The sequence below is a fragment of the Bacillus sp. 11B20 genome, from assembly GCF_056098985.1.
On record NZ_JBLZWZ010000006.1, the window covers coordinates 161,426 to 184,468 of the forward strand.

Below are 23,043 nucleotides of genomic sequence, written 5' to 3' on the forward strand. Positions count from 1 at the left end.
TCTGATCTTCACGCCTCGACTTTGATTTGTTTGTCAAACGATGTAAAATAAAAGCCAGTAGACAACCAAAGGAGATGGCCATCGTGGGACAGAAGAGATATGCCATAGAAGGAATCCAGGTGGGACAACCTATCATTACCTATGCGAACGGAAAAGAAATCAAAACAGCCATCAACAAAAAGCGCATTCATGAGCCTGTGTATTTAAGTCAGATCAATTTTGAGGGAGATGGCCAAGGTGATTTGATTCATCATGGGGGTTATGATAAAGCCGTCTGCGTCTTTCCGTACGATCATTATGCTTACTTTGAGCAATTTTTAGGGATTCCTTTACAGGAAGCTGCCTTTGGCGAGAATGTAACAGTACGCAAGCTAGTCGAGACGAATGTGCATATTGGCGATGTGTTTCAGCTTGGAGATGCATTTGTTGAGGTGAGCCAGCCAAGACAGCCTTGTGTGAAATTATCTGTTAAGCATGGCAACATGAAGCTCGTAAAGGAAGTGCAAAAAACAGGGTATACAGGCTTTTATTTACGTGTACTGAAAGAAGGCATGGTGCCGCCTGATGCATCGCTTGTACTCGTAGAAAAAGCGTCCCATCACATTACGGTCCATGAGGTCAATGAAGTCAAATATCGTCAAACAAGTCCAGAGAGACTGAAAGCCGTTCTTGAAGTAGAAGCTTTAGCAGATGTGGTGAGGAAGTCTTTAGAAAAACGAATTCAGCACATTTAAAAAAAGCCGTACATCAGCTTAAGATGTACGGCTTTTCAGCGTTTATGAGCTGCGTTTCTTTTGCTCAAGAAGATTTGCAAGGAAATATGTTTTTAAGCTTTGAAGCTTTCTTCCTTCATGCTTAGTCACACCAAGCTTCTTTAATTCTTCGACATACCAGCCTTTGCTACCATAATGCATGATAGAAAACTCCTTTCAATTGAAACTGCCTGCATTGTAACATCTCAAAAAAGGACGTGAAAAGTGTGCAGGTGTCAAGAAATGAAAACTGATTCTATCTGCCTATGATCCATGTATATGCTGGAAATATTGATTTATGAATTTGGCGGGTTGAGGGTAACGAGGATCATGCCGACCGTCATAATCATGATGATAACACCAAGATAGGTCATCATGGATTGTTTTTTCTTAATCCCTACAACCGTTAAAATAATACTTTCGATGAAAAAGATAACACCTATGATGATGAACCACATATCAAATAAGACCCCTTTCGCATATCTTTGCCTATTTTACCACAGGCATTTTTGTTTAGTCGTGACAGATTCGTGAAACGGGCATGAAAAAATCCCCTCCAGTAAAGGAAGGGACCCGCTGGCTTACAGCTTTGTTAAAATAATCGGTTCGTCTTTAGTGATCACAATGGTATGTTCAATCTGTGCGACTAGACTTTTATCTGGTGTTTTAAATGTCCAGCCATCATCAGCCTGATAAATCGATTCAGCATTTGTTGAAATGAAGGGCTCGAAGGCAATAACTGTGCCATTTTTAAACAAAGCATTATCGAATGGATCATAGTAGTTCAAAATATGGTTAGGTGCTTCATGCAGGTTCTTCCCAATGCCGTGTCCTGTCAGGTTTTTAATAACGGTAAATCCTTGTTCTTTCGCTGTATTGTAGACCGCACGGCCAATTTGGTTTTGTCTTTTACCGGCTTTTGCATGTTTTAATCCTTCTAGGAACGCATCCTCCGCACACTTACATAATGCTTCAAGACGAGCATCACCTGTACCTAAAACAAATGAAATGCCTGTATCGGAATAATATCCGTCAAGCTCTGCTGAGATATCAATGTTTACGAGGTCACCCTCTTGTAAAATGGTTTTTTCACTAGGGATACCGTGTGCCACTTCATCGTTTACACTGATACAAGTGGTACCAGGGAAGTCATATTCCTTTTCAGGTGCTGAATTGGCCCCATGCTCTTCTAATATTTTTTTCCCAATCAAATCTAATTCTTTTGTAGACATGCCTGGTTTCGCTTGGCTTTTCATTTCTTCTCTTGCCAAAGCGACAATTCGGCCGACTTTTTTTAAGGCTTCTAACTCATGATCATGTTTGACAATCACTGTTCATTCCCGCTTTCTATAACTTCATTCTATTCAATAGCTTACCACATTTTACGCAAAAAGAGTAAAGAGCGGAATTCAAATGGATGTGGACAAATTGGTATAGATAACTAGACGTGCATATGATATATTTTTTATGAACATCATGAACGTTTTAGTCATGATGATGACAAAGGGGGGAGAAGTCAGATGGTGTTTCAGTTTTTTCAAAAGCTAGGAAAATCATTTATGCTTCCAATCGCTGTACTTCCAGCAGCAGGGATTATTTTGGCCATTGGGCGTGAGGATGTATTCAATATCCCGTTTATTTATGAGGCAGGGAATGCAATTTTTGCGAACTTGGCTTTAATTTTTGCAATGGGTGTAGCGATTGGTATTTCAAAGGATGGGAATGGGGCAGCGGCATTATCAGGTGCGATTTCTTATTTTATTTTGTCAGCCGGTACAACATCGATCAACTCCACCAACAATATGGGGGTATTGGGCGGTATTTTGTGCGGGCTTTTGGCAGGTTATGTTTACAATAAATTTAAGGATACGAAACTGCCGGAATACTTAGGTTTCTTTAGCGGAAGGCGGCTTGTGCCTATTATGACGGCACTTTTCACCATTCTATTAGCAGCCGTTTTCGGATATGTATGGCCTCCGATTCAAAGTGTGATCAATGATTTAGGGGAATGGATTTTAAGTCTCGGTGCAACAGGTGCAGGGCTGTTTGGTTTCTTTAACCGATTGCTCATTCCATTAGGACTTCACCATGTTTTGAATAACTTATTTTGGTTTCAATTCGGGGAATTCAGCGGGGCAACAGGGGATTTAGCGCGATTCTTTAAAGGAGATCCAAGCGCGGGTGTCTTTATGACAGGATTCTTCCCAGTGATGATGTTTGGTCTGCCAGCGGCATGTCTAGCCATGGTTGTGACTGCAAAACCTGAGAAGCGAAAAGCAACAGCTGGTCTGATGATTGGGATGGCACTTACATCATTTATTACAGGGATCACTGAACCAATTGAATTTTCTTTCATGTTTTTATCTCCACTTTTATATGGTGTCCATGCTATTTTAACAGGGCTTTCGCTTTTTATTGTGAACACCCTCGGGATTCATAGCGGTTTTGCCTTTTCAGCAGGTGCGATTGATTACGTCTTAAGCTTCGGCATTGCGCAAAAGCCGATCTTGCTTCTTGCAGTAGGAATCATTTATGGCGTCGTGTACTTTGTCGTTTTCTATTTCCTCATTAAACTATTAAAGCTGAAAACACCAGGCAGGGAAGATGATGACATGGAAGATATCGCAGCGGATGATGCGGTGACAACAGGAGGAGCAAGTATGCTCGTAGAGGGACTTGGGGGCAAAGACAATATCACCACGATTGATCATTGTGCCACACGTCTTCGCTTAACAGTAGAGGATACAAATTTATTAAATGAAGGTACATTGAAAAAAGCAGGCGCCAAAGGGGTGCTGACTTCTGGAAAAACATCCGTACAAATTATCATTGGAACGAATGTAGAATTTGTCGCAGATGATCTCCGTAAGGAAGTCGATCGAGATTAAAAAAAGCGTTCAGCCAGGTCAAATGGGCTGAACGTTTTTTTGTTTACGCTGTTCGATCACTAGCACAATACTGATCACGACGAGTAAGAACCATGAACTAATTTTCCCTAGATGAACAATGGACCAAGCATGCTGCTGATTTGGATATTGCCATGCGCCTAAAAAGGTGGTGACATTTTCGGCAATCCAAATGAAAAAGCCAATCAGGAAAAATGAAACAACAAGCGGCATTCGAAAGGAAGATGGACCAACCTGAAACGAAACCGACGTTTTCCAAAACACAAGAACAAGCAGACATGTCAGCCACCACCTGACATCATAAAGCCAGTGATGCGTAAAGAAATTGAGATAAATGCACAAACTGATACCAATTGAAAGAAATGGATGAGGCCAGTCGGTCACTTTTACATGAAGTCGTGAAAATGCCTGATAAATATAACTAGCCACACTCGCATACATAAAGCCGCTATAAAGTGGAACCCCAAATATTTTTGTATAAGCTTCTTCTGGATAGGACCAAGAGCCCATATGTACTTTATACACTTCCAAACAGATTCCTATGAGATGAAATAGACAAATGACCTTTAGCTCCGCCCAACTCTCCAGCCGCAGCGCAAGCATCAGGATTTGAGCTGCGAGGCAAAGCAGTAGAATGAAATCATACCGGTGAAGAAAAGGAATAGACACCGTCTTTGATAGGGCAAGCGCCGCAAAGATCATGACGGGGAATAGACATGAGATGGCCTGTAAATAAGCAAAATGAAATAGTGTTTTCATACAAAATTAAACCCCTTTTTACTGTCTGAAATGACTTAGACGGTTTTCGCAAGGGAAAAGTTTACCTCTATGAAGCAGAAAGAACAAGATAAGATGAATTCTGGTGGTGACCTGTTCAGTTTTGACTCAGCTCAAAGAACACCCTCTTAATAGAGGGTGTTTTTATAAAGTTTAATCAAAAATACCTCATAAACCCTTATTTTACGATAAATTAGAAGAATCCATTTTGAAAAAAGTATGATCAAAATGGATTCTTCTCTAGCATATTTAAGTTTTGGTTTTATAAAAAAGTTTGATCATTTTTTATCAGGAATTTAATTAAATTTATAGTAATCAACCATTATGGCAACTTTCAAAGCATGATCAATCTCATTTACTCTTAATTGTAAATGGATTGTGCTTCTTCTTCCTAAACTGTGATGTTTCTTTTGCTTCCTGTTTTATGCAGGAACAGTTTTTTTCCTTAAGAAACGTCTTTCTACCAAATATACGACGAACATAGACAACAAGCCGACACCGATCGGTATGCCGAACGCTTCGTACGAAAATGGTGCTCCTTTAAGCTTAAGCTGGCTTGTGGCGCGGTACTCGAGCCGCTTGGCGGCGAATTTCGCCGTCAAGATATCTTCTTGCTTCGCCAAATCTTCAAACGCAGGTTCCATCGCGAACCGCTCTGGCGAATCACTGTGCAGGAAAAGCTGCTCAGCCTTTCCACCGTTCACGTTCCAGTTTCGGATATCATCTGCAGCGCGCGTCTTCACGTCCGGTCCCACAAAAATCATTTTGTCGAGTTTTGGAGCATCCTCTATTTGATATCGGGCGATCAGGTTCAGACCGTGCCGAGTAACAACCGGCTCGCGTTTGTTGGATATCGTCAATGTTGTTGTTGTTCCAGAAGCCCCGTACGTGTCAAAAGCCGAGGATAACATAAGCTCGTCGGCACCGTCATACAGCAGGACTCCGTTCTTTTCCTTGCTCCATTGAAACGCATTGTTCAAAATATAGACGATATCGCTCAATCCGGCCGTGAAAGGCTCCATTTGCGGATGCTGAACAAAATCGTAGGAAGGGTAATTCATTTCCTTCGCCACTTTCTCCGCTACAGGATCTCCCATTTGCTGGGATATAACATACAGTGTGGCATCAATCCCCGAAGTCAGGCCGGCGGAGGAGACTATGTTACCGTCATGCACGTAACGCTGATCCCTTTTCCAAGTAATCTCGGTATATTTCTTTTCCAATCTGCCGATATCTCCCCAATGTGTTGCTGCAGATTTCCTGTTCAGCAGGCCGGTATCCGCCAAATTTTCCGCCCCATTGCAGATGGACAACAATATCGTTTCCTTGCCGGAGTGCTTCCTTATCCAATCGCGGACGGGCTTGTATTGCGCTTCATCCAAAATCGGCATGAAAGGGATCACAATTATATCCGGGCTTTTGCCTGTCAATTTGTCCAACTCGTCGAAAGAGTAATGCGGTACGACATCAAGCCCGCCCGTCAACGATTTTATGTTTTTGTTGGGAGCTGCCGCAAATACATTGTACGAACCCGTCATGGAGAACATTTCGTATGGTACGAGAAAATCAAACACCTCGGTTACTTCATTCGCCAAAATAACGACCACTGTTGGCTTTTTCGAATCATAGGTAGGAGTTTGGATGCTTTGTAGAGAAGCAGGAACTGGCTTATCATAAACCGACATAGCCTCCTGCATCGTGCTCATGAAACCGATCGCTCCGGTTCCTCCAACAACCAGAACGAAAACGCATACATACACGATGAAACGCCATAATTTATTCAATTGTCTTCTCTCCCTTAATGTTCTCTAGTTAATTGTGACGTGTTACTTACTTTGATAATAAAGGGAGGAGGAAATTGATTAAACCCGCTCGAGGCTTATATTTTCTCTGACTAAGGTCTTAGTAAAGGACTTTTTTCTCGAACAGCAGACGAAAGCTTATTTTAAAATATTAACTGACCGGACAGGTTGTTAGAGTATTACTTCTGGTTCTTTAAAGGTACACATCACTACTAACCAATACCTCATCCCTATCGTACTTTGACACAGCAGTTGAGTTGTTTGAAAACCATGAAACGCGTCACACTCCAAAAGTTTATTTCTACAAGCTGCACACACTTTTGAGATTTGCATAAATTAGATATTCATGAACAATTTGTGAATATATATGTGAAAAAGATCACAAATAAGATATAACATAGTATAATAAGATCATAAAGAAAATGTGAAATATTTCACATAATTTAAAAGGAGGCATCATCATGTTTACAAAATTCTTACAAACGAATGTATGGGCAGCCGTTATCCTTTTGGCAGCAAGACTTTATATCGGATGGACTTGGCTGACATCTGGTATTGGAAAACTAACAGGTGGATTTGATGCATCAGGCTATTTGCAATTTGCGATATCTGAACCTGTCGTCAAAGATGGTCATCTTGTGTATCCATTCTATGTATGGTTTTTAGAAAATGTCGCTTTGCCGAATGCCGGATTATTTAGTGCCATGGTCATGTGGGGTGAAATCTTAGTAGGCCTAGGATTAATTGTCGGATTATTCACAACAACGGCAGCCTTTTTTGGAAGCGTGATGAATGTCTCTTTCTTACTAGCTGGAACCGTCTCTGTGAACCCGCTGCTTCTTCTGATCGCAGTCTTCATCATGGCAGCGAAAGGAAATGCCGGAAAACTTGGTCTTGATTATGTAGCAGGTCCAGTCCTCAAACGAAAACTGAAAAGAAAGCCGCAATTAGAAGTGGCATCATAATAAAGAAAAGCATCCAGAGCATGTGCTCAGGATGCTTTTTTATTTAAGAATTGGCTTTTATCAAGTTGATATGCAGCACGGTGAGTTCATGCTGGCTAATATCTGGATCATGGCCTACAATAAATTCGAGTTCATAATCACTGGTTCGATACACATATTTTTTCTCTTTTGTTTGCGGGATGGTGCTCACTGAATCCGCTGATCCGAGCTGTTTCTTTAGTAGTGCAGGGGTCATTCCACCAATATTCGTTTCTTTTTCTACATTCGTTCCGAAATAACGGATTTCATCAATCTTGCCTTTTGCATCATAGTGAAAAGCAAATCCTGGATTCCCCATTTCAGCGTGATAGAGATCAAAGCTGCTTTGTCCTGTTTCTGGGTATGGATTTCCGAGCTTATGATGAACGTCTTTTTTTGTTTGAACGCCTATTTTGAGCCCTTTTGCATAGTAAGGCATCTGCCCTTTATGTGCCAGCTCATAAATGCTGTTAAGTGCGGCTTTTGGACCTTGAGGAACGGATTGTTCTGCTGCTGGTTTGGTCATGGCGTGTGCTGAGACCGCAGGGCTGAAACCGAATAAAGCGGACGAAGCAAGCGAGGCAGTCACGACAAAAGCTGCTGTTTTCTTCATGATAAATCCCTCCTTCTTCTCCTATACCCGGAGTAATCATGATCAAACGTAAAAAGAACCAGCTGATCAAGGATCGGCTGGTTCTTAGCATGAGAAAGTTATTTTGAAGAAGAGCTGGATTCATCTTTGGCGGAAGAGGAATCCTTTTCATCCTGTACTTTCTTTGTATAGTCATAGTCGTTGCGGTCAATCGGTGTAAAGCCTTTAGGCTTGTAGAAACGGAGTAAATCTTCGGTGACAATCTTATCAGATGTCTCCAGCATCTTTTTCACCGTTTCATTTTCTTGTGATGCCTTGTCAGTTGGCTCGATTTTCTCGCCTGTTTTGTTGCTGTAATAGTTATTGCCTACTTTTGTGTAGTCTTTAGACACGAAGTCACCGTTTCTAAATGGCACAAGCTCTTTAAAGTTCTTCGATAAGATATCAGAACCAGACATTAAATAGTTCTTCGTATCATCGCCAAGCAGGTGCAGAAGGGTTGGTGCGACGTCGACTTCACCAGAGTATTTATGAATCTGACCACCTTTTACGCCAGGTACATGGATAAAGAGCGGCACACGCATGAGCTGTGCATTTTCATAATCTCCAATTTTTTGTCCTGTCACTTTTTCCATCGCTTCATTATGGTTTTCAGAAATGCCGTAATGATCTCCGTACATAATGACGACTGTATTGTCATAGAGACCTGACTTTTTCAAATCGTTGAAGAACTGTTCAATCGCTTCATCTAAATAATGAGCCGATTGGAAGTAGTTATCGACGACAGAGTCACCGAAGTCACCAGGTTCGAAATCAGTGTCACCTTCGTCCATTCCAAATGGGAAATGGTTCGATAAGGTAATGAATTTCGAATAAAACGGCTGCTTCAGGTTTTTAAGCATTGGCATCGATTCTTTGAAGAACGGTTTGTCTTTCAGTCCGTAGTTCTTCGTATCCTGCTCGTTCATATCGTAGTACTCAGAATCGTAAAATCTGTCATACCCAAAGGATTTAAACATTTCATTACGGTTCCAGAAGGTTTTCGTATTACCATGGAATTCTGCTGACGTATATTGATCCTTCTTTAAAATACCAGGAAGTGCTTGATATGTGTTTTGCGCTTTGTTAATAAAAACAGAGCCCTGTGATAATGGGAATAATCCAGTATCCATCATAAATTCAGCATCAGACGTTTTTCCCTGTCCTGTTTGATGGAAGAAGTTATCAAAGTAAAACGTTTTGTTGTCGTGTGCCAATGAGTTAAGGAACGGCGTTACTTCTTTTCCATTCACTTTATAATCAATGACAAAGTTTTGCAGAGATTCAAGAGAAATTGTAATCACGTTCATGCCTTTCGCTTTCCCGTAATAAGCCGGGTTAGGATCAGCGCTGTTCGCTTTTAAATAATTCTCTACATCTGTCACGTCATTTGAATTTGCGAGAGCACGCTGGCTGTTTGATTTCACATTTTGAATGGCATCAAACACAGTAAAGTTATAAGCACCTAAATATTTAACTAAATAATTGCGGTCGAACGATCTTGATAAAAGCTCTGGACGATCGATCTCTGCAGCAACTAAGTTTAAAACAAAGATCACAACAGAGGACACAAGGACGAGTCTAAACGATTTTGACTTTTGTACAGGTACAGTCGTGGCTGTACTTGTTTGCTGCTGCCTTTTCATGCGGACTGCAAGTACGATCAAAATGATTGTATCAATAAAGTAAAACACATCAGTCCAACGCATGAGTGAAAATGCACTATCACCTAATTGTCCGCCATTCGTTCCTGCCTGCATCACTGTAGGCAGCGTGATAAAGTCATTGAAGAATCGATAGTACACGATGTTTGCGTATAGTAAAAAAGACATGAAAAAGTGAATCACAATGATAGCGGCAGGCTGCCATTTTTTCTTGAACAATAAAGCAAAGCCAAGAAAGAACAAGCTGGAGCTAATAGGATTCACGAAAAGCAAAATATGCTGAAGCACATTTGATATACCAAGTTTAAATTCGATTAAATACGCTGAATACGTTTTGAGCCATAGTAAGATGGCTGCAATCAGAAAGAAGCCGAGACCTCTTTTTTGAATAAATGTTTTCATATAAACACTCCTTTTCTCCGATACACGGAAGAGGCGGAACGAAAGAAAACGAACCATTAGAATATACCACGAAATGCACAAATAGAAAAGTCATAACCGGTGAGGCGCCTTTGCAAGCCTGTCCGAGCAATAAAAGGAGAGAAAATGAAAATATTCGCCCATCGAAAAACTTTTTATGAAAATCGACCTATTATTGACAGAAAATTCAGCAATTTTCCAGTTGCTATATCAATAAAACAGGTAAAAAGGCATAAGTCTAAAGAATTAATTTAATTTCTACAATGGTCATTTAGAGAGTTTTTCCATTGTTTATTAATGTTTATGCAGGTTAAGCAAAAAAAATGAACAATGGAATGGAACAAGATGATGGATAAAAATTCCTCTCATACGATATATCAATATATTTTTGTATTTCATCAACATAATGCTTTTAATGTGTTTTTTAAGGGTTTTATTTATTTTAATAAGTAAACAAATTATCTAGATATACTTAAGTGAACATATCGAGACTATAAACTTCTGAATTGGGGTCGATATAGACAGTGACAGGAAATCTTCCATTGAAAGGATTGATAGTATATGACTGTACGAGCAGAGAACCTCGTTCAGAACTGGTTTCCGAGTGAGGACGGAAATGCAGGAGAGCGTAAAGAACTCGTCAAATTGATGGAGCAGATCATTTCAGGGGTCGATGACCTGAAGGATCCCAACCGTGCACACCTTAAAGGTGAAAAGAATCGTGGGGAGGACTTTTACAAAAAGCTCACTGAAACAAGTCAAATTCCGATGAACGGCCAGCAAGCGGAACTTGTGAATGAAGAATTACTGAAGCTTTTACATAACCATCCATACCACACCAAGTATTTCTTCACGAACATTTTGCCAATGGCAAGTACACCAGGAATTTTAGGCATGCTGACAGCTATGCTGGTAAACGGAAACAACCTATGGGATGTTTACGGGCCAGCAGGTGCGGAAGCTGAGGTCAGAGTGGTCTCAATGATGTCTAAGCTCATCGGATATGATCCAAACGTGAGCGGGGGATACACAACATGGGGAGGTCAAGGAGCGATTTTTTCAGGACTTCGTTTAGCGATTGCCAAAGCAGCGCCGGAGTCACTGCGAAAAGGAGTTCCGCAAAATCTTTATGCGTTTTGTTCTGATGCCGCACATTACAGCTTATTTAAGTCAATGGAAGCAACAGGACTTGGCACAAACAACTTAATCAGAATTAAGACGAATAAAGATCATTCAATGGATATGGAAGATTTGCGTTGTCAAATGGAACGTGTTGCACAGGATGGCGGGATTCCCGTTTATATTGTGGCAACAACCGGAACAACAGATGCCATTGCAATTGATGATGTAAAAGGGGTACGTGAAACAGCAGAAGCGATTGCTGAAAAGTATGATCTGAAGGTGCCGCATATTCATGCAGATTCGGCGCTGGGTGGATTCTTTGCTTTCTTTAATGAGTATGATGTATCAGAAAACCCGCTGCAATTCTCAGACGGTGTTCTTCGTATGCTAAAAGAAATCAAAGCGAAATTCCAGCATCTTTCTCTTGCAGACTCGATGTGCTTTGATTTTCAAAAGCTCGGCCAAACACCTTACACATCCAGTTTATTCTTAGTGAAAAACGCTGCTGACTTAAAGCGTTTGGATCTGGAAGAACAAGAGACGCCATATGTTGGCCATAGAGGCTACGGGGAATACCATACGGGTTATACACTTGAGTGCTCAAGAATGGGAAGCTCAATCAGCATGCTGAGTGTGCTGTTAACGTTTGGGATTGAAGGCTACCAGCGCTTGCTCGGTCAATTCTTAGAAGTAAACCTTGCCTTCAGAGAAGCACTTAGTAGGGAAATTCCGCAAGCAGAAGTCGTGAATGATGACAACGTCGGAATGGCTACATTATTTAGAATTTACCTAGACGGCTCACCGCGTTTTCAAGAAGAGATTTCTGGCGAAGCGACTTCAATGGAAATTGAGCGAAACAATGAATTGAACAAAATGCTGTTTGAAAAACTTGGAGAGAAAAGAGACGAGATGTTCTTTGGCGATACAACGAAGTTTTTACTTGTTAACTCAAAAGAAGGTCAAGAATTCTATCTAAGTGTTAGTAAGTTTTTTGTCATCTCACCTTATACGTTACCAGAGCATATCCCTCATATCGTATCTTATTTAAAAGATGTGATTGCATCTGTTTGTGGACAATTTGAAAATGTACATGCTTAAATCAAATCTGAGAGTGGAGATGTAGGAAAAAATGGCGAAACAAAGGAAATTTGGAGGATACACGATATCCTCTAAAATCATGTCAGTCGTTACCGTAACATTACTCGCAACCGTTGCATTATTCGTTCTAACATTTTATCTAGTCAGCCAGGATTTATCATCCCAGTTATTAAAGCAATTTGATTATCGATTAACAACAGATATTGATACCGCCAAAAAAGAAATCGATAACATCGATGGAAACGTGCTCAGCATTAGCGGGAAGGATGATCCCATTTATGTCGATATCAAAAAGAAATTCACAGAGCTTCAAAAAGATCATACGCTTGAGAACTTATACGTGTTATCTAATAAAGGCGGTAAAGAAAGAATTATCGTATTAACTGGGGAAGACAATGATTTTGACCAGGATTATGCATTTTCAGATGAGATGAAGCAAGCTCTTTCAGAAGATAAAATGGTCAAAAGTGATATTTACCATGATTCATATGGAACACATAAATCAGTCTTTTTGCCAATCAAAGATTCAGGCGGTGAGCTGACAGGGATTTTAGGGATTGATCTAGATGCATCAATTGTTCCAGCCACTACGAAGAAGCTCACAATCTACATTACGGTTGCATCGGCTATTGTGCTCATCGGTGGATTGCTCTTCTCCTTTATCATGGGAAGAAGAATTGCGAAACCAGCACGTTCATTGATGGAATCAGCGAACCGAATTGCTGACGGTGATTTAACTGGAATGGTAGAAGTTGAGAGTAAAGACGAGATCGGCCAGCTTGCCGCATCCTTCCAAAAGATGCAGGGGCGGATCAAAGAGCTCATTTCGAAGATCTCGCACTCATCTAGTGAAGTATCAAAAATGTCTTCACAGCTTCGCACGGTGACGAACGAATCAAGTCAAAGTGCGCAGCAAGTGTCAGAAGCCATGACGAATATGAGTGAAGGAATCAATGATTCTGTCGCAAATATTACGGATTGTACGAGATCTGTTGCAGAGATCGATACTCAAATCGAAGGCGTCACAAAAGAAGTCGATGAAATGAAATCTGTTTCATCTGACGTACAGGAGCAGTCAGAATCTGGTCAAAAACTTGTGAACCATGTGCTTGATCATCTGAACTTGTTACATGACAAGATGACCAACTCGAAGCAGGCAGCAGAAGAATTACAATCCCATTCAACGGAGATTGAAAGTGTGATCTCGATTATTACGGACATTTCAGCACAAACGAATCTTCTTGCACTGAATGCTTCCATTGAAGCGGCACGTGTTGGGGAAGAAGGAAAAGGGTTTGCTGTTGTGGCAGATGAGGTACGTAAATTAGCAGAGCAATCAGCAGATGCAGCTAAAACTGTTTCAGACCTCGTTATCGGTACACAGGAAAACAGCCAGCGTGTTCTTGAAAGCGTAGAGGAAAGCAGTAAAGCAGTGGAAGAAGGACGTGAGCAAATGGAAGGCACGTCACAGAACTTCGCTGTGATTTACGACGGTGTATCTCAGTTTTCAAGAAGAACGAACAATTTGCTTGCTTCTATTAAGCAAGTTGAGCGAGCATATCAAACGATTTCTACATCGATTGAGCAAATTTCTGTTGTATCGGAAGAACATGCAGCCAGCTCTCAAGAAGTAGCGGCAGCAACAGAACAGCAAAGTGCTGGTATGCAGCAAATTTCAAGTGCGATTGAACAGCTCTCTGACATGTCAGACGACTTAGCACAAATGGTCTCAACTTTCAAAATCGACAAGAAATAACGAGAAAGGGCTAAAATATTTTAGCCCTTTTTCTCTTTTCAGTGAAGTAGGGATGAGCACCGAATGCGGTTTGTCTAGACGCTGAAGTTGGCTCTTGTGAGAGAGGCAGCTTTTTTGCTATGCTTAATCACATACTTGCGGTGAAAGGAGAAACGCTATGGATTTTGCGCAGAGATTATCAGAAGAACGGATCAAAAAAGCGATGGATAATGGGGCTTTTGAAGGATTATCTGGCTTTGGGAAGCCTCTGCCAAAAGATGACGCTGCTCATGTACCAGAAGAACTTAGAATGGGCTACCGCATTATGAAAAATGCCGGATTTGCTGGGGAAGAAACAGCGCTGAAAAAAGAACTTATGACTGTCAAAGAATTACTTCAATCGAGTATAGATGGAGAGGTAAGAAAGAAACTGTCTCTCATATGTGAAGAAAAACAAAAACGTCTGGATGAACTTACATCTAAGCGTCAAACTTTTGCCCGCCCAGCCTCCTCCTTTTACAAAAATAAGGTCTACGAGAAATTAACGGAGCATAAAAAAAGATGATGACACGCTGCCTCCCTGAGCACATTGAGGGAGCTTTTTTATGTAAGCGCTACATTTTATTGTTGACTACATGTATATACAAATATAAAATATGAAGTAAACATGTATATACAAGTTTTTTGGTTCTTTTTTCTTATATAAAAAAACGATCTCGGAGGGGATAGTATGGCTGATTATCAGGCAGCAGCAGATCAGATTGTGAAAGCCATCGGCGGAAAAGAAAATATCGATCAAGCGACACATTGTGTAACAAGGCTGCGCTTTGTGCTGAAAGATGAAGGTAAGGTGGATGAGAAAGCACTTGAACAAATTGATGAAGTGAAGGGATCTTTCTCAGCGAACGGTCAATACCAAGTTGTTATCGGCCAAGGGGTCGTCAATCGAGTATATGCCGAAATGGTCAAAAGGACGGGAATTGGGGAAGCCACAAAAGAGGACGTCAAGCGTGCCTCTGATCAAAAATTGAATCCATTGCAGCGTGCTGTGAAAACGCTTGCTGATATCTTTATACCGATTCTTCCTGCTATCGTCACAGCCGGTTTATTAATGGGGATTAATAATATTTTAACAGCTCCTGATATTTTCTTCGATCAAAAATCGATTGTGGATGTGTACCCGGCATGGGCTGATTTAGCGAATATGATCAACTTAATTGCTGGCACTGCCTTCACGTTCCTGCCAGCATTAATTGGCTGGTCAGCTGTGAAGCGATTTGGGGGGAATCCACTTTTAGGGATGGTCCTCGGTCTGATGCTCGTACATCCAGACTTGTTAAACGCATGGGGCTATGGAGCGGCAGAGAAGACCGGTGACATTCCTGTTTGGAACTTGTTTGGACTTGAAGTGCAGAAGGTAGGCTATCAAGGACAGGTTCTTCCGATACTCGTTGCCTCCTATTTACTTGCAAAGCTCGAATTATTTATCACAAAACGGACACCTGAAAGTATTCAGCTGTTAGTTGTTGCACCGATTACGTTATTAGTCATTGGATTTTTATCATTTATCGTCATTGGACCTGTTACATTTGCAATCGGTAACGTTTTAACATCTGGACTTGTAGCGGTATTCCAGCAATTCGCAGCACTTGGCGGTCTATTATACGGCGGACTGTATGCAGCATTAGTCATTACAGGAATGCACCATACGTTCCTCGCTGTTGATATTCAATTGATTAACTCAAAGCTGCACGGCACGTTCCTATGGCCAATGCTTGCCTTATCCAACATTGCACAAGGATCAGCTGCCCTTGCGATGATGTTTGTCTTAAAAGATGAAAAGCAAAAAGGACTTTCGTTAACATCCAGTATTTCTGCTTATTTAGGAATTACTGAACCGGCCATGTTTGGGGTCAACCTGCGTTATCGATTCCCATTTATTTTTGCTCTGATCAGCTCAGGATTAGCCGGTATGTTTATCGCTTCTCAAGGGGTGCTGGCAAGTTCAGTTGGTGTTGGAGGCATTCCAGGAATCTTCTCCATTATCCCGAAATATTGGGGTGCATTTGCAATCGGAATGGTGATTGTACTCATCCTCCCATTCATCGGTACTCTTTTATATGCAAAACTAAAAAAGAAGAAGGATTTTTCAGACGAACTTAACTAGTGGTGGTGAAGGAAATTGAATCAGCAAACAAATGAACCGTGGTGGAAAAAAGCGGTGGTCTATCAAATTTATCCGAAAAGCTTTTTAGATACAACAGGCTCTGGGACAGGTGATATCAATGGCGTGACGAAAAAGCTTGATTATATCAAAGAGCTTGGGGCGGATTGTATTTGGCTCACGCCAATGTATGAGTCCCCGCAGCATGACAACGGCTATGATATTAGTGATTATACAAAAATCCATGAGATGTACGGCACAATGACAGATTTTGAACGCATGCTGAAGGAAGCGCATGAGAGAGGAATAAGGGTCATCATGGATTTAGCCGTTAACCATACATCCATTTTCCATGAGTGGTTTCAAGCCTCGCGTGAGTCAAAGGATAACCCTTATCGAGATTATTATATTTGGAAGGAGCCAAAAGCGGATGGATCTCCGCCGAATGATTGGCAGTCGAAATTTGGCGGTCCAGCCTGGGAACTCGATGAAGTAACAGGAGATTATTATCTTCATTTATATGATGTCACTCAGGCGGATCTCAATTGGGAGAAGGATGAAGTGCGCAGGAAAGTATATGACATCATGCACTTTTGGTTTGAAAAAGGAATTGATGGGTTTAGGCTGGATGTCATCAACAACATCTCAAAGGATCAGCGTTTCTTAGATGATGCCGGACAATCTGTGCAAGGCGACGGCCGCATGTACTATACAGACGGGCCAAGAATTCATGAATTTCTGCATGAAATGAACCAGGAGGTTTTTTCGAAATACGATAGCATGACAGTGGGAGAAATGTCTTCAACGAATATCGCAGACTGTATTCGGTATACAAGACCTGATCGGCAGGAGCTGGATATGACGTTTAACTTCCATCATTTAAAGGTGGATTATCCAAACGGTGAAAAGTGGGCGATCGCACCATTTGATTTTCAAGAATTGAAGTCGATTCTTTCTGAATGGCAGACGAAAATGCATGAGGGCGGCGGCTGGAATGCGCTGTTCTGGTGCAATCATGATCAGCCGCGTATCGTCTCAAGGTATGGTGATGATGACACGTATCATCAGCAATCAGCGAAGATGCTGGCAACCACAATGCATCTCATGCAAGGGACTCCTTATATTTATCAAGGTGAGGAAATAGGCATGAAGAATCCTCGCTTTGAGGACATTTCGTCTTACCGTGATATCGAATCACTCAATATGTACGAAGTCATGCTTGAAAAGGGGAAATCAAAGGAAGAAGCACTCGCCATTTTACAGGTCAAGTCAAGAGATAATGCGCGAACACCAATGCAGTGGACCTCAGAGAAGAATGCAGGTTTCTCAACAGGAACGCCTTGGATTGAGCCAGCCAATAACGACATTTCGGTCGAGGCTTCATTAAAAGATCGGACGTCCATTTTCTATCATTACCAAGCCCTTTGCAGACTGCGTAAAGAACTTGACGTGATCACATATGGCAGCTTCTCCTTACTCCTAGCAGAAGATCCAAAGATTTTTGCTTATGTTAGAGAAAGCAAGGATGAGAAGCTCCTCGTGATCAACCACTTTTATGCAGGGGAGACGGACTTTACGCTTCCTGATGAGCTTGTGCAGGCTGCTGATGAGATGGAGAGTCAAGTGCTGTTATCCAATTATGAGGATGTGCCGGCACATATCAAGGGATTTACGTTGCGCCCATATGAGTCAATCGTTTATCATTTAACCAAACGCTAGAAAATGGGGCGGAGGGAAAATGAAAGAGAATAAGTTTCGAGTGATTTATGATCAGCTCGCAAGACGAATTGAACAAGGTGAATGGCAGGATAAAGGTATCCTCCCATCAGAGCATGAGCTTTCGATCATGTACGACACGTCCCGGGAGACGGTGAGAAAGGCATTAAATATTCTTGTGCAAAATGGCTATATCCAAAAAATCCGCGGGAAAGGCTCTGTATTGCTGAATCGGGAGAAAATGCAGTTCCCTGTATCAGGTCTTGTCAGCTTTAAAGAGCTTTCCAAAACGCTTGGCCGAAAGACAGTCACAACGGTTCATGAATTTGGTTTAATCAAACCGGATCAGTATATTCAGTCTCAGCTAAAAATTGACGAACAGACGGACGTCTGGAAAGTCATTCGCTCTCGCAATATTAGCGGGGAAGAAGTGATTTTAGACAAGGACTACTTTTTGCAAAAGCATGTTGAAGTATTGTCTAAAGACATATGCGAAGGATCAATCTACGAGTATATTGAAGGAGAACTCGGTGTATCAATCAGCTATGCTCAAAAGGAATTTGTGGTAGAGCCATGTACAGAAGAGGACGCCAAGTACCTTGATTTAAAGGGATTTGACCATGTCGTCGTGGTAAAGAATTATGTGTTCTTAGAGGATACGAGTCTATTTCAATACACAGAAAGCCGTCACAGGTTAGACCGCTTCAGGTTCGTCGATTTTGCTAGAAGAGAAAAAAAGGACAGAGCATAGGCTCTGTCCTTTTCTTTTAAGATGATACATTTTTTCTTGTACGCTTACGCTGGTAGTAATAGAGGATACCGCCTGAGGCAAGCATGAGTACGCCAATCAATACAGCTGTATACATCATTGTTGCTGTATTCGGCAGTGTGCCGCCTGGGAGTCCGGTTCCATCTTGGTTTGGATCTGTACCTGTACCTCCGCCTGGCGCTGAACTTCCGCCGTCTCCACCAGTTTGATCTGGCGTTGTTCCAGCTGCCCCGCTTTGGTTGAGTACGGTGTATTCGCTGAAGTGCTCAGTTTGACCTGAAACGACCCCATTTTCGAATGATCCATTACTTGTTTTGGCATAACGATTTTTCTTGCGGTCTACATAATATACACCAGGTTTCTTTGCCTTTTGAGGCTCATCTAATGTAAAGGATAGTGTAACAGGATCTTTAAAGGTAGAAACCTTTTTCTGATCTTGTTTGATTTGGAAATCATACGTATCCGTTAATGCATTTTTCACCTTATCCGTCTTTGTCATCGATATTTCTGCGTTTTTCTCGGACAAGTTAGAGAGCGGTAATGCGAGTCCCACTTTGTCATGATAGATAGTGACGTTCGGATCTTGCTCTCTTTTCTTCAGCTCGGTTACCTGTGCTTTTGATAGTGACAATTGAACGTTTTTCGCTTCGCTCGCTTTGTCTAAATAGAGCAATGCTTTGTTTGTATGCTGCACATACGTTTGGAATTTCTCATCATCTTGAATGTCATAAGCGCCTTTTCCTTTCGCACGTGGAAGGAACACTTCTTTCACTCGATGATCGATGACAGGAGAAATATGCCCGCCGTCTGCCTGTTCAATTTGCTCTTTGAAGATTTCATAGTCAACATAGCCTAAGTCTTCGCCGTGAGAGGCTTCTGTAAAGACGCTGTAGCCATCGCCGCCTGTCCCGACAAATGCGTTTGTTGCCACGCGGTATGTTTTCTTATCATCAATGTCTGTTAGTTTGCCGTTTTTGTCTTTCAGTTTGACATCAATGAGTCTGCTGCCAGCTGGTTTACTCAGTGTAAACGTATATTCAATGCCGGCTACATGAGGGAATGCGCCGCCGCCTTCCTCAATGCCTGAAAGCCCTTGTTCGAGCGCTTTCTTAATTTGGCTGCCTTTTAAATCCGCGACATAGAGTGTGTTTCCGAATGGCATGACCGTTAAAATATCACCTAAAGTGATATCTCCTTTTTCAATGCTGCCTCGAATACCGCCGCCGTTTGTGATGGCAAGATCGGCACCAGCAGATTCCTGCGCTTTCTTCAGCATGCCGTCAGCAATAAAGTTCCCAAGGTTTGTTTCCTTCGCCCGGACATGCTCTCGTTGTCCGTCTAAGAGGACATCAGTAGACCCGACTTTTTCCGTTTTTAAATCTTGAATATCTGCCTTGTACTGATCGAGGATCGCTTTTGCATCGGCATCTTCTTTGACAGAGTCATCGATGGTGATGAGGTCAAAAGAAGATTTCTTTGGCTGTACGACGCCTTTTTGATTAAAGGCCACATCTACTTTCCCTAAGAATTGTCCGTAGTCTTTCACCTGCGCGACAATCGTTGGTTCTTTCTTATTGACGACCTTTAATTTTTCTACAAGGGTGTGCGTGTGACCGCCAATGATTAAATCAATACCGTCTACTTTTTGAGCCAGCTCAAGGTCACGGTTATAGCCAATGTGTGTTAAAGCAATGATTTTATTGATTTTTTCTTCTGTTTGAATGGTGTTGACTGTTTCCTTTGCTTTCTTGTATGCATCTTTGAATTGAATGTTAGGGCCGCTGCTGGATGTAATGGCCGTGTCTTCAGTGGTTAAACCGAATACCGCCACCTTTTCACCGTTTACATCAAGCAGGATGTATGGGTAAATCCCAGCTTCTTTTTTCTCACCAGCTTTAAATGTGGCTGGCTTTTTCACTAAGCCGCTCAATTGTTTTTCCTTAGAGACATCAACGTTTGATGACACAATCGGGAATGCAGGCTTTTCAAATTGATGACGGTTTTTCGCATCTACATCTGATGCATCACCTGTCAGGAATTGACGAAGAACAGAAGGACCTTTGTCAAATTCATGATTACCAAACGTCATGGCATCATATTTCATTAAGTTCATCAGTTTGAGATCGGCAAGTCCTTGCCATTTTGTGAAATATAGGTCACCAGAGAAGACATCTCCAGCATCTAATAAAATGTTGTTCTTGCTTTCGGCCCGAACTTCTTTAATCTTTGTGGCACGTCTTGCCGCATCATCAAGGTGGGCGTGTGTATCGTTTGTATGCATCACCGTTAAATTCCAGTTGTCTGATGCAGGCGGTTCTGTTGTGCCATCCTCTTTAAAGGCTAGCTTGTACACACCAAGACCATCTGTGCTGGCGTTACGAACAAAGTCTACGCTGCTAGATTTTTCAGCAAACGGCTTAGCTAAAAGAGAAGATTCGAATGTGACTGTTGCGCCTTTGATTGGTGCAATGGACCAGTTTTGGTCCGCACTTGGGTTGATGGTTTTTTGTTCGATAATATAATCCATCAGCACTTGGCGGTTCTCATCGGCTGAGGCAAGCACCACTTTATCTTGCGTCAGATGCGGGAAGCCACCGCCGCCAGAAGCTCGATAGTTGTTTGTCACGACTAAAAATTCTTGATTGTCAGAGACTGGTTTTCCGTTGTAGGACAGGTTTTTGATGCGGTTTGCATTCGCATTGACAAGAGTGCCTGTTGTGCTGTACTTAGCAGGCTGCGTCACATCAACTTGATAGGTGACACCATCGATCACATCAAAGTTATACGAGCGGTATTCTTCGTTTAAAATAGGCTGTTCATTTGAATAGTTTGGTTTGATCTGATTAAACTGTCCGGCAGACATCTCGAGCCAGTCTTTCACTTCACTGCCTTTCAGTTTGACAATTTGCACGGTGTTATCGTAAAGGTAGAGATCGCCGATGTTTTTAATCGCTAAATCACCTTTTGCGATATTTGTATAATAATTTACACCGTTTCGGCCGCCGGCTTTAAACGGGGCGCCTGCAGATAAAATCGGTAAGTTTTTGTATGACGTATCCTTCATTTTTTCTTGTGCATACCATTTTTGTGCATCCGTCACAATTTGAATAGAAGGGTCATCCATCACTTGAGCAAAAAAGCTGTTAATGTCTGCTTCTGTTTTACCGACAGGCTTTCTTACATAATCAAGTGTGTTTTGATGCGTCGTTTGAATAGCATCTTTTACAGTGCTGTTTTGAGAGGTGACTCCTGCAACAGATTCAATCTTTCCTGTTCCATCTGTGACTTTCCAGTTGCTGCCGTCAGGCTCTAATGTTAAATCAATGACGCCGAGGTAGCTTCCCCAGTTTTTAGACATGACGACTGGAATGCCGTTGATGGTTCCTTTTGAGACATCGAATTTGTCAACGCCGCTATATTCAGCGCTTGGGAATGTGCCGTGCTGGTGGCCAGACACGATCGCATCAATGCCTTTCGTTTTCGTGGCAAGGTCAAAGATCATATTTTCTGATCCTTTAGGCGAAGCGGTTTTTTCAATTCCTGTATGGGCAAGAGCGACGATGATATCTGCCCCTTTTTCCTTCATTTCAGGAATGGTTTCATTGGCAGATTCGACGATATCCTGCACTTGAACTTGTCCATATAAATGCTTCTTATCCCACGTCATAATTTGTGGTGGAACGAATCCTATGTAACCGACTTTCACAGTTTGTGAGGCTCCGTTTGCGTCTTTAAATGTTTTTTCTTGAATCACATAAGGCGTAAAACGGTGTTCTCCATTTAACTTTTTGACGTTCGCATTGACAATTGGGAAGTTAGCCCCGGCAATAGTACCGTCAAGAAATGATAATCCGTAGTTAAATTCATGATTGCCAAGTGTTCCTGCATCGTACTTTAGTTTGTTGAGTGTATGAATAATGGGGTGAACCTTTGTTTGATTGATGATGCCGTCTTTCTCATTTTTGTAAACGTATTCTCCAAGAGGGGTTCCTTGAATCAGGTCTCCGTTATCAACAAGGAGTGTATTTGGATTTTGTGAACGGTGCTTTTCAATTAGCTCGGCTGTTTTTGCCAAACCAAATTCATTTGTTTCTTTGTCGCTGTAATAATCATAATTCATCATGTTCGCATGAACATCCGTTGTGGCTAAGATGCTGACTTTTACGGCATCGCCGTTTTCTATTGCTGCATGAGTAGGTACTGCTGGGAGAATGAGACTAATCATCATAATGGAAGTGAGCAGAATAGACAGGTTTTTCCTTCGTTTAGACCTATGTGTTTGCTTCTTCACCTGATCTCCGCCTTTCTAATTTTTTTGACCACAATACCTATTGTAGAAATGTTTCGTTAACTTTTGTAGTTATTTTTTGCAGATTATTGTAAAGATAACATAAATCATACGAATTACCTTGTTGAGGAAATATAAATAAGTCTAAATACTTATTTTTATCATAAGGGGTTTTCTGATCGGGATAGGATGTTTGATTTCAATGTACCCGGGTAT

At 41.6% G+C, this 23,043-nt stretch carries 17 protein-coding genes; 9 read left to right on the forward strand and 8 right to left on the reverse strand.

From position 1 onward, the window contains the following. The first annotated feature begins 83 nt into the window (after positions 1-83). Positions 84-734 (forward strand): MOSC domain-containing protein, encoded by a 651-nt coding sequence (locus ACN6NB_RS03550; RefSeq protein ID WP_058837489.1) that lies wholly within the window; start codon positions 84-86, stop codon positions 732-734. Between the two features lie 42 nt (positions 735-776). On the opposite strand, the gene ACN6NB_RS03555 is transcribed toward ACN6NB_RS03550, so the two are convergent. From ACN6NB_RS03555 to map, 3 genes are all read right to left on the reverse strand, one after another. Beyond that, positions 777-914 (reverse strand): YflJ family protein, encoded by a 138-nt coding sequence (locus ACN6NB_RS03555; RefSeq protein WP_064497716.1) that lies wholly within the window; start codon positions 912-914, stop codon positions 777-779. A gap of 134 nt (positions 915-1,048) precedes the next feature. Further along, positions 1,049-1,210 carry a hypothetical protein gene (locus ACN6NB_RS03560; RefSeq protein WP_087976421.1) on the reverse strand — a complete coding sequence of 54 codons (162 nt, stop codon included), beginning with the start codon at positions 1,208-1,210 and terminating at the stop codon, positions 1,049-1,051. Between the two features lie 123 nt (positions 1,211-1,333). Next, positions 1,334-2,083, reverse strand: coding sequence for a type I methionyl aminopeptidase (gene map / locus ACN6NB_RS03565; protein ID WP_024424611.1), 750 nt, complete (start codon positions 2,081-2,083; stop codon positions 1,334-1,336). Between the two features lie 189 nt (positions 2,084-2,272). Here map and nagE point away from each other — a divergent pair, with 189 nt between their 5' ends. Then, positions 2,273-3,640 (forward strand): N-acetylglucosamine-specific PTS transporter subunit IIBC, encoded by a 1,368-nt coding sequence (gene nagE / locus ACN6NB_RS03570; protein WP_064497717.1) that lies wholly within the window; start codon positions 2,273-2,275, stop codon positions 3,638-3,640. Positions 3,641-3,658: 18 nt separating this feature from the next. Here the strand turns inward: nagE and ACN6NB_RS03575 are convergent, their stop codons facing one another. Both ACN6NB_RS03575 and ACN6NB_RS03580 read right to left on the reverse strand, forming a co-directional pair. Then, the gene (locus tag ACN6NB_RS03575; RefSeq protein ID WP_064497718.1) at positions 3,659-4,417 is read right to left on the reverse strand and encodes a DUF817 domain-containing protein; all 759 of its coding nucleotides are present in this window, start codon (positions 4,415-4,417) and stop codon (positions 3,659-3,661) included. A gap of 440 nt (positions 4,418-4,857) precedes the next feature. After that, on the reverse strand, positions 4,858-6,219 hold the full coding sequence (locus ACN6NB_RS03580; RefSeq protein WP_099663029.1) for a DJ-1/PfpI family protein: 1,362 nt from the start codon (positions 6,217-6,219) through the stop codon (positions 4,858-4,860). 479 nt (positions 6,220-6,698) lie between these two features. On the opposite strand from ACN6NB_RS03580, the gene ACN6NB_RS03585 reads away from it, so the two are divergent. Further along, complete coding sequence (locus tag ACN6NB_RS03585; RefSeq protein ID WP_024426621.1) at positions 6,699-7,202, forward strand: DoxX family protein; 504 nt, start codon at positions 6,699-6,701, stop codon at positions 7,200-7,202. A 43-nt stretch (positions 7,203-7,245) separates the two neighbouring features. On the opposite strand, the gene ACN6NB_RS03590 is transcribed toward ACN6NB_RS03585, so the two are convergent. Together ACN6NB_RS03590 and ltaS are read right to left on the reverse strand one after the other, a co-directional pair. After that, positions 7,246-7,833 carry a YjgB family protein gene (locus ACN6NB_RS03590; protein ID WP_144490807.1) on the reverse strand — a complete coding sequence of 196 codons (588 nt, stop codon included), beginning with the start codon at positions 7,831-7,833 and terminating at the stop codon, positions 7,246-7,248. A 98-nt stretch (positions 7,834-7,931) separates the two neighbouring features. Further along, entirely contained in the window at positions 7,932-9,917 is a 1,986-nt protein-coding gene (gene ltaS, locus ACN6NB_RS03595) for a lipoteichoic acid synthase (protein WP_039177124.1), read from the reverse strand. A 579-nt stretch (positions 9,918-10,496) separates the two neighbouring features. Between ltaS and ACN6NB_RS03600 the strand changes: the two genes are divergently transcribed. The 6 genes from ACN6NB_RS03600 to treR all read left to right on the forward strand — a co-directional run bounded on the left by ACN6NB_RS03600 (position 10,497) and on the right by treR (position 18,521). Beyond that, entirely contained in the window at positions 10,497-12,155 is a 1,659-nt protein-coding gene (locus ACN6NB_RS03600; protein ID WP_039177127.1) for a pyridoxal phosphate-dependent decarboxylase family protein, read from the forward strand. A gap of 31 nt (positions 12,156-12,186) precedes the next feature. Beyond that, entirely contained in the window at positions 12,187-13,911 is a 1,725-nt protein-coding gene (locus ACN6NB_RS03605; protein ID WP_059377711.1) for a methyl-accepting chemotaxis protein, read from the forward strand. Positions 13,912-14,068: 157 nt separating this feature from the next. Continuing rightward, positions 14,069-14,455, forward strand: coding sequence for a DnaJ family domain-containing protein (locus tag ACN6NB_RS03610; protein ID WP_058837482.1), 387 nt, complete (start codon positions 14,069-14,071; stop codon positions 14,453-14,455). A 165-nt stretch (positions 14,456-14,620) separates the two neighbouring features. Continuing rightward, positions 14,621-16,057, forward strand: a complete 1,437-nt coding sequence (gene treP, locus ACN6NB_RS03615; protein ID WP_041087235.1) for a PTS system trehalose-specific EIIBC component — start codon at positions 14,621-14,623, stop codon at positions 16,055-16,057. 15 nt (positions 16,058-16,072) lie between these two features. Continuing rightward, on the forward strand, positions 16,073-17,773 hold the full coding sequence (gene treC, locus ACN6NB_RS03620) for an alpha,alpha-phosphotrehalase (RefSeq protein WP_099663030.1): 1,701 nt from the start codon (positions 16,073-16,075) through the stop codon (positions 17,771-17,773). 19 nt (positions 17,774-17,792) lie between these two features. Further along, the gene (gene treR / locus ACN6NB_RS03625) at positions 17,793-18,521 is read left to right on the forward strand and encodes a trehalose operon repressor (RefSeq protein ID WP_039177134.1); all 729 of its coding nucleotides are present in this window, start codon (positions 17,793-17,795) and stop codon (positions 18,519-18,521) included. A 16-nt stretch (positions 18,522-18,537) separates the two neighbouring features. Here treR and ACN6NB_RS03630 read toward each other — a convergent pair whose 3' ends face one another. Continuing rightward, positions 18,538-22,830: a multifunctional 2',3'-cyclic-nucleotide 2'-phosphodiesterase/3'-nucleotidase/5'-nucleotidase gene (locus ACN6NB_RS03630; RefSeq protein ID WP_474253238.1), complete on the reverse strand. Its 4,293-nt coding sequence runs from the start codon at positions 22,828-22,830 to the stop codon at positions 18,538-18,540. Positions 22,831-23,043: the final 213 nt, after the last annotated feature.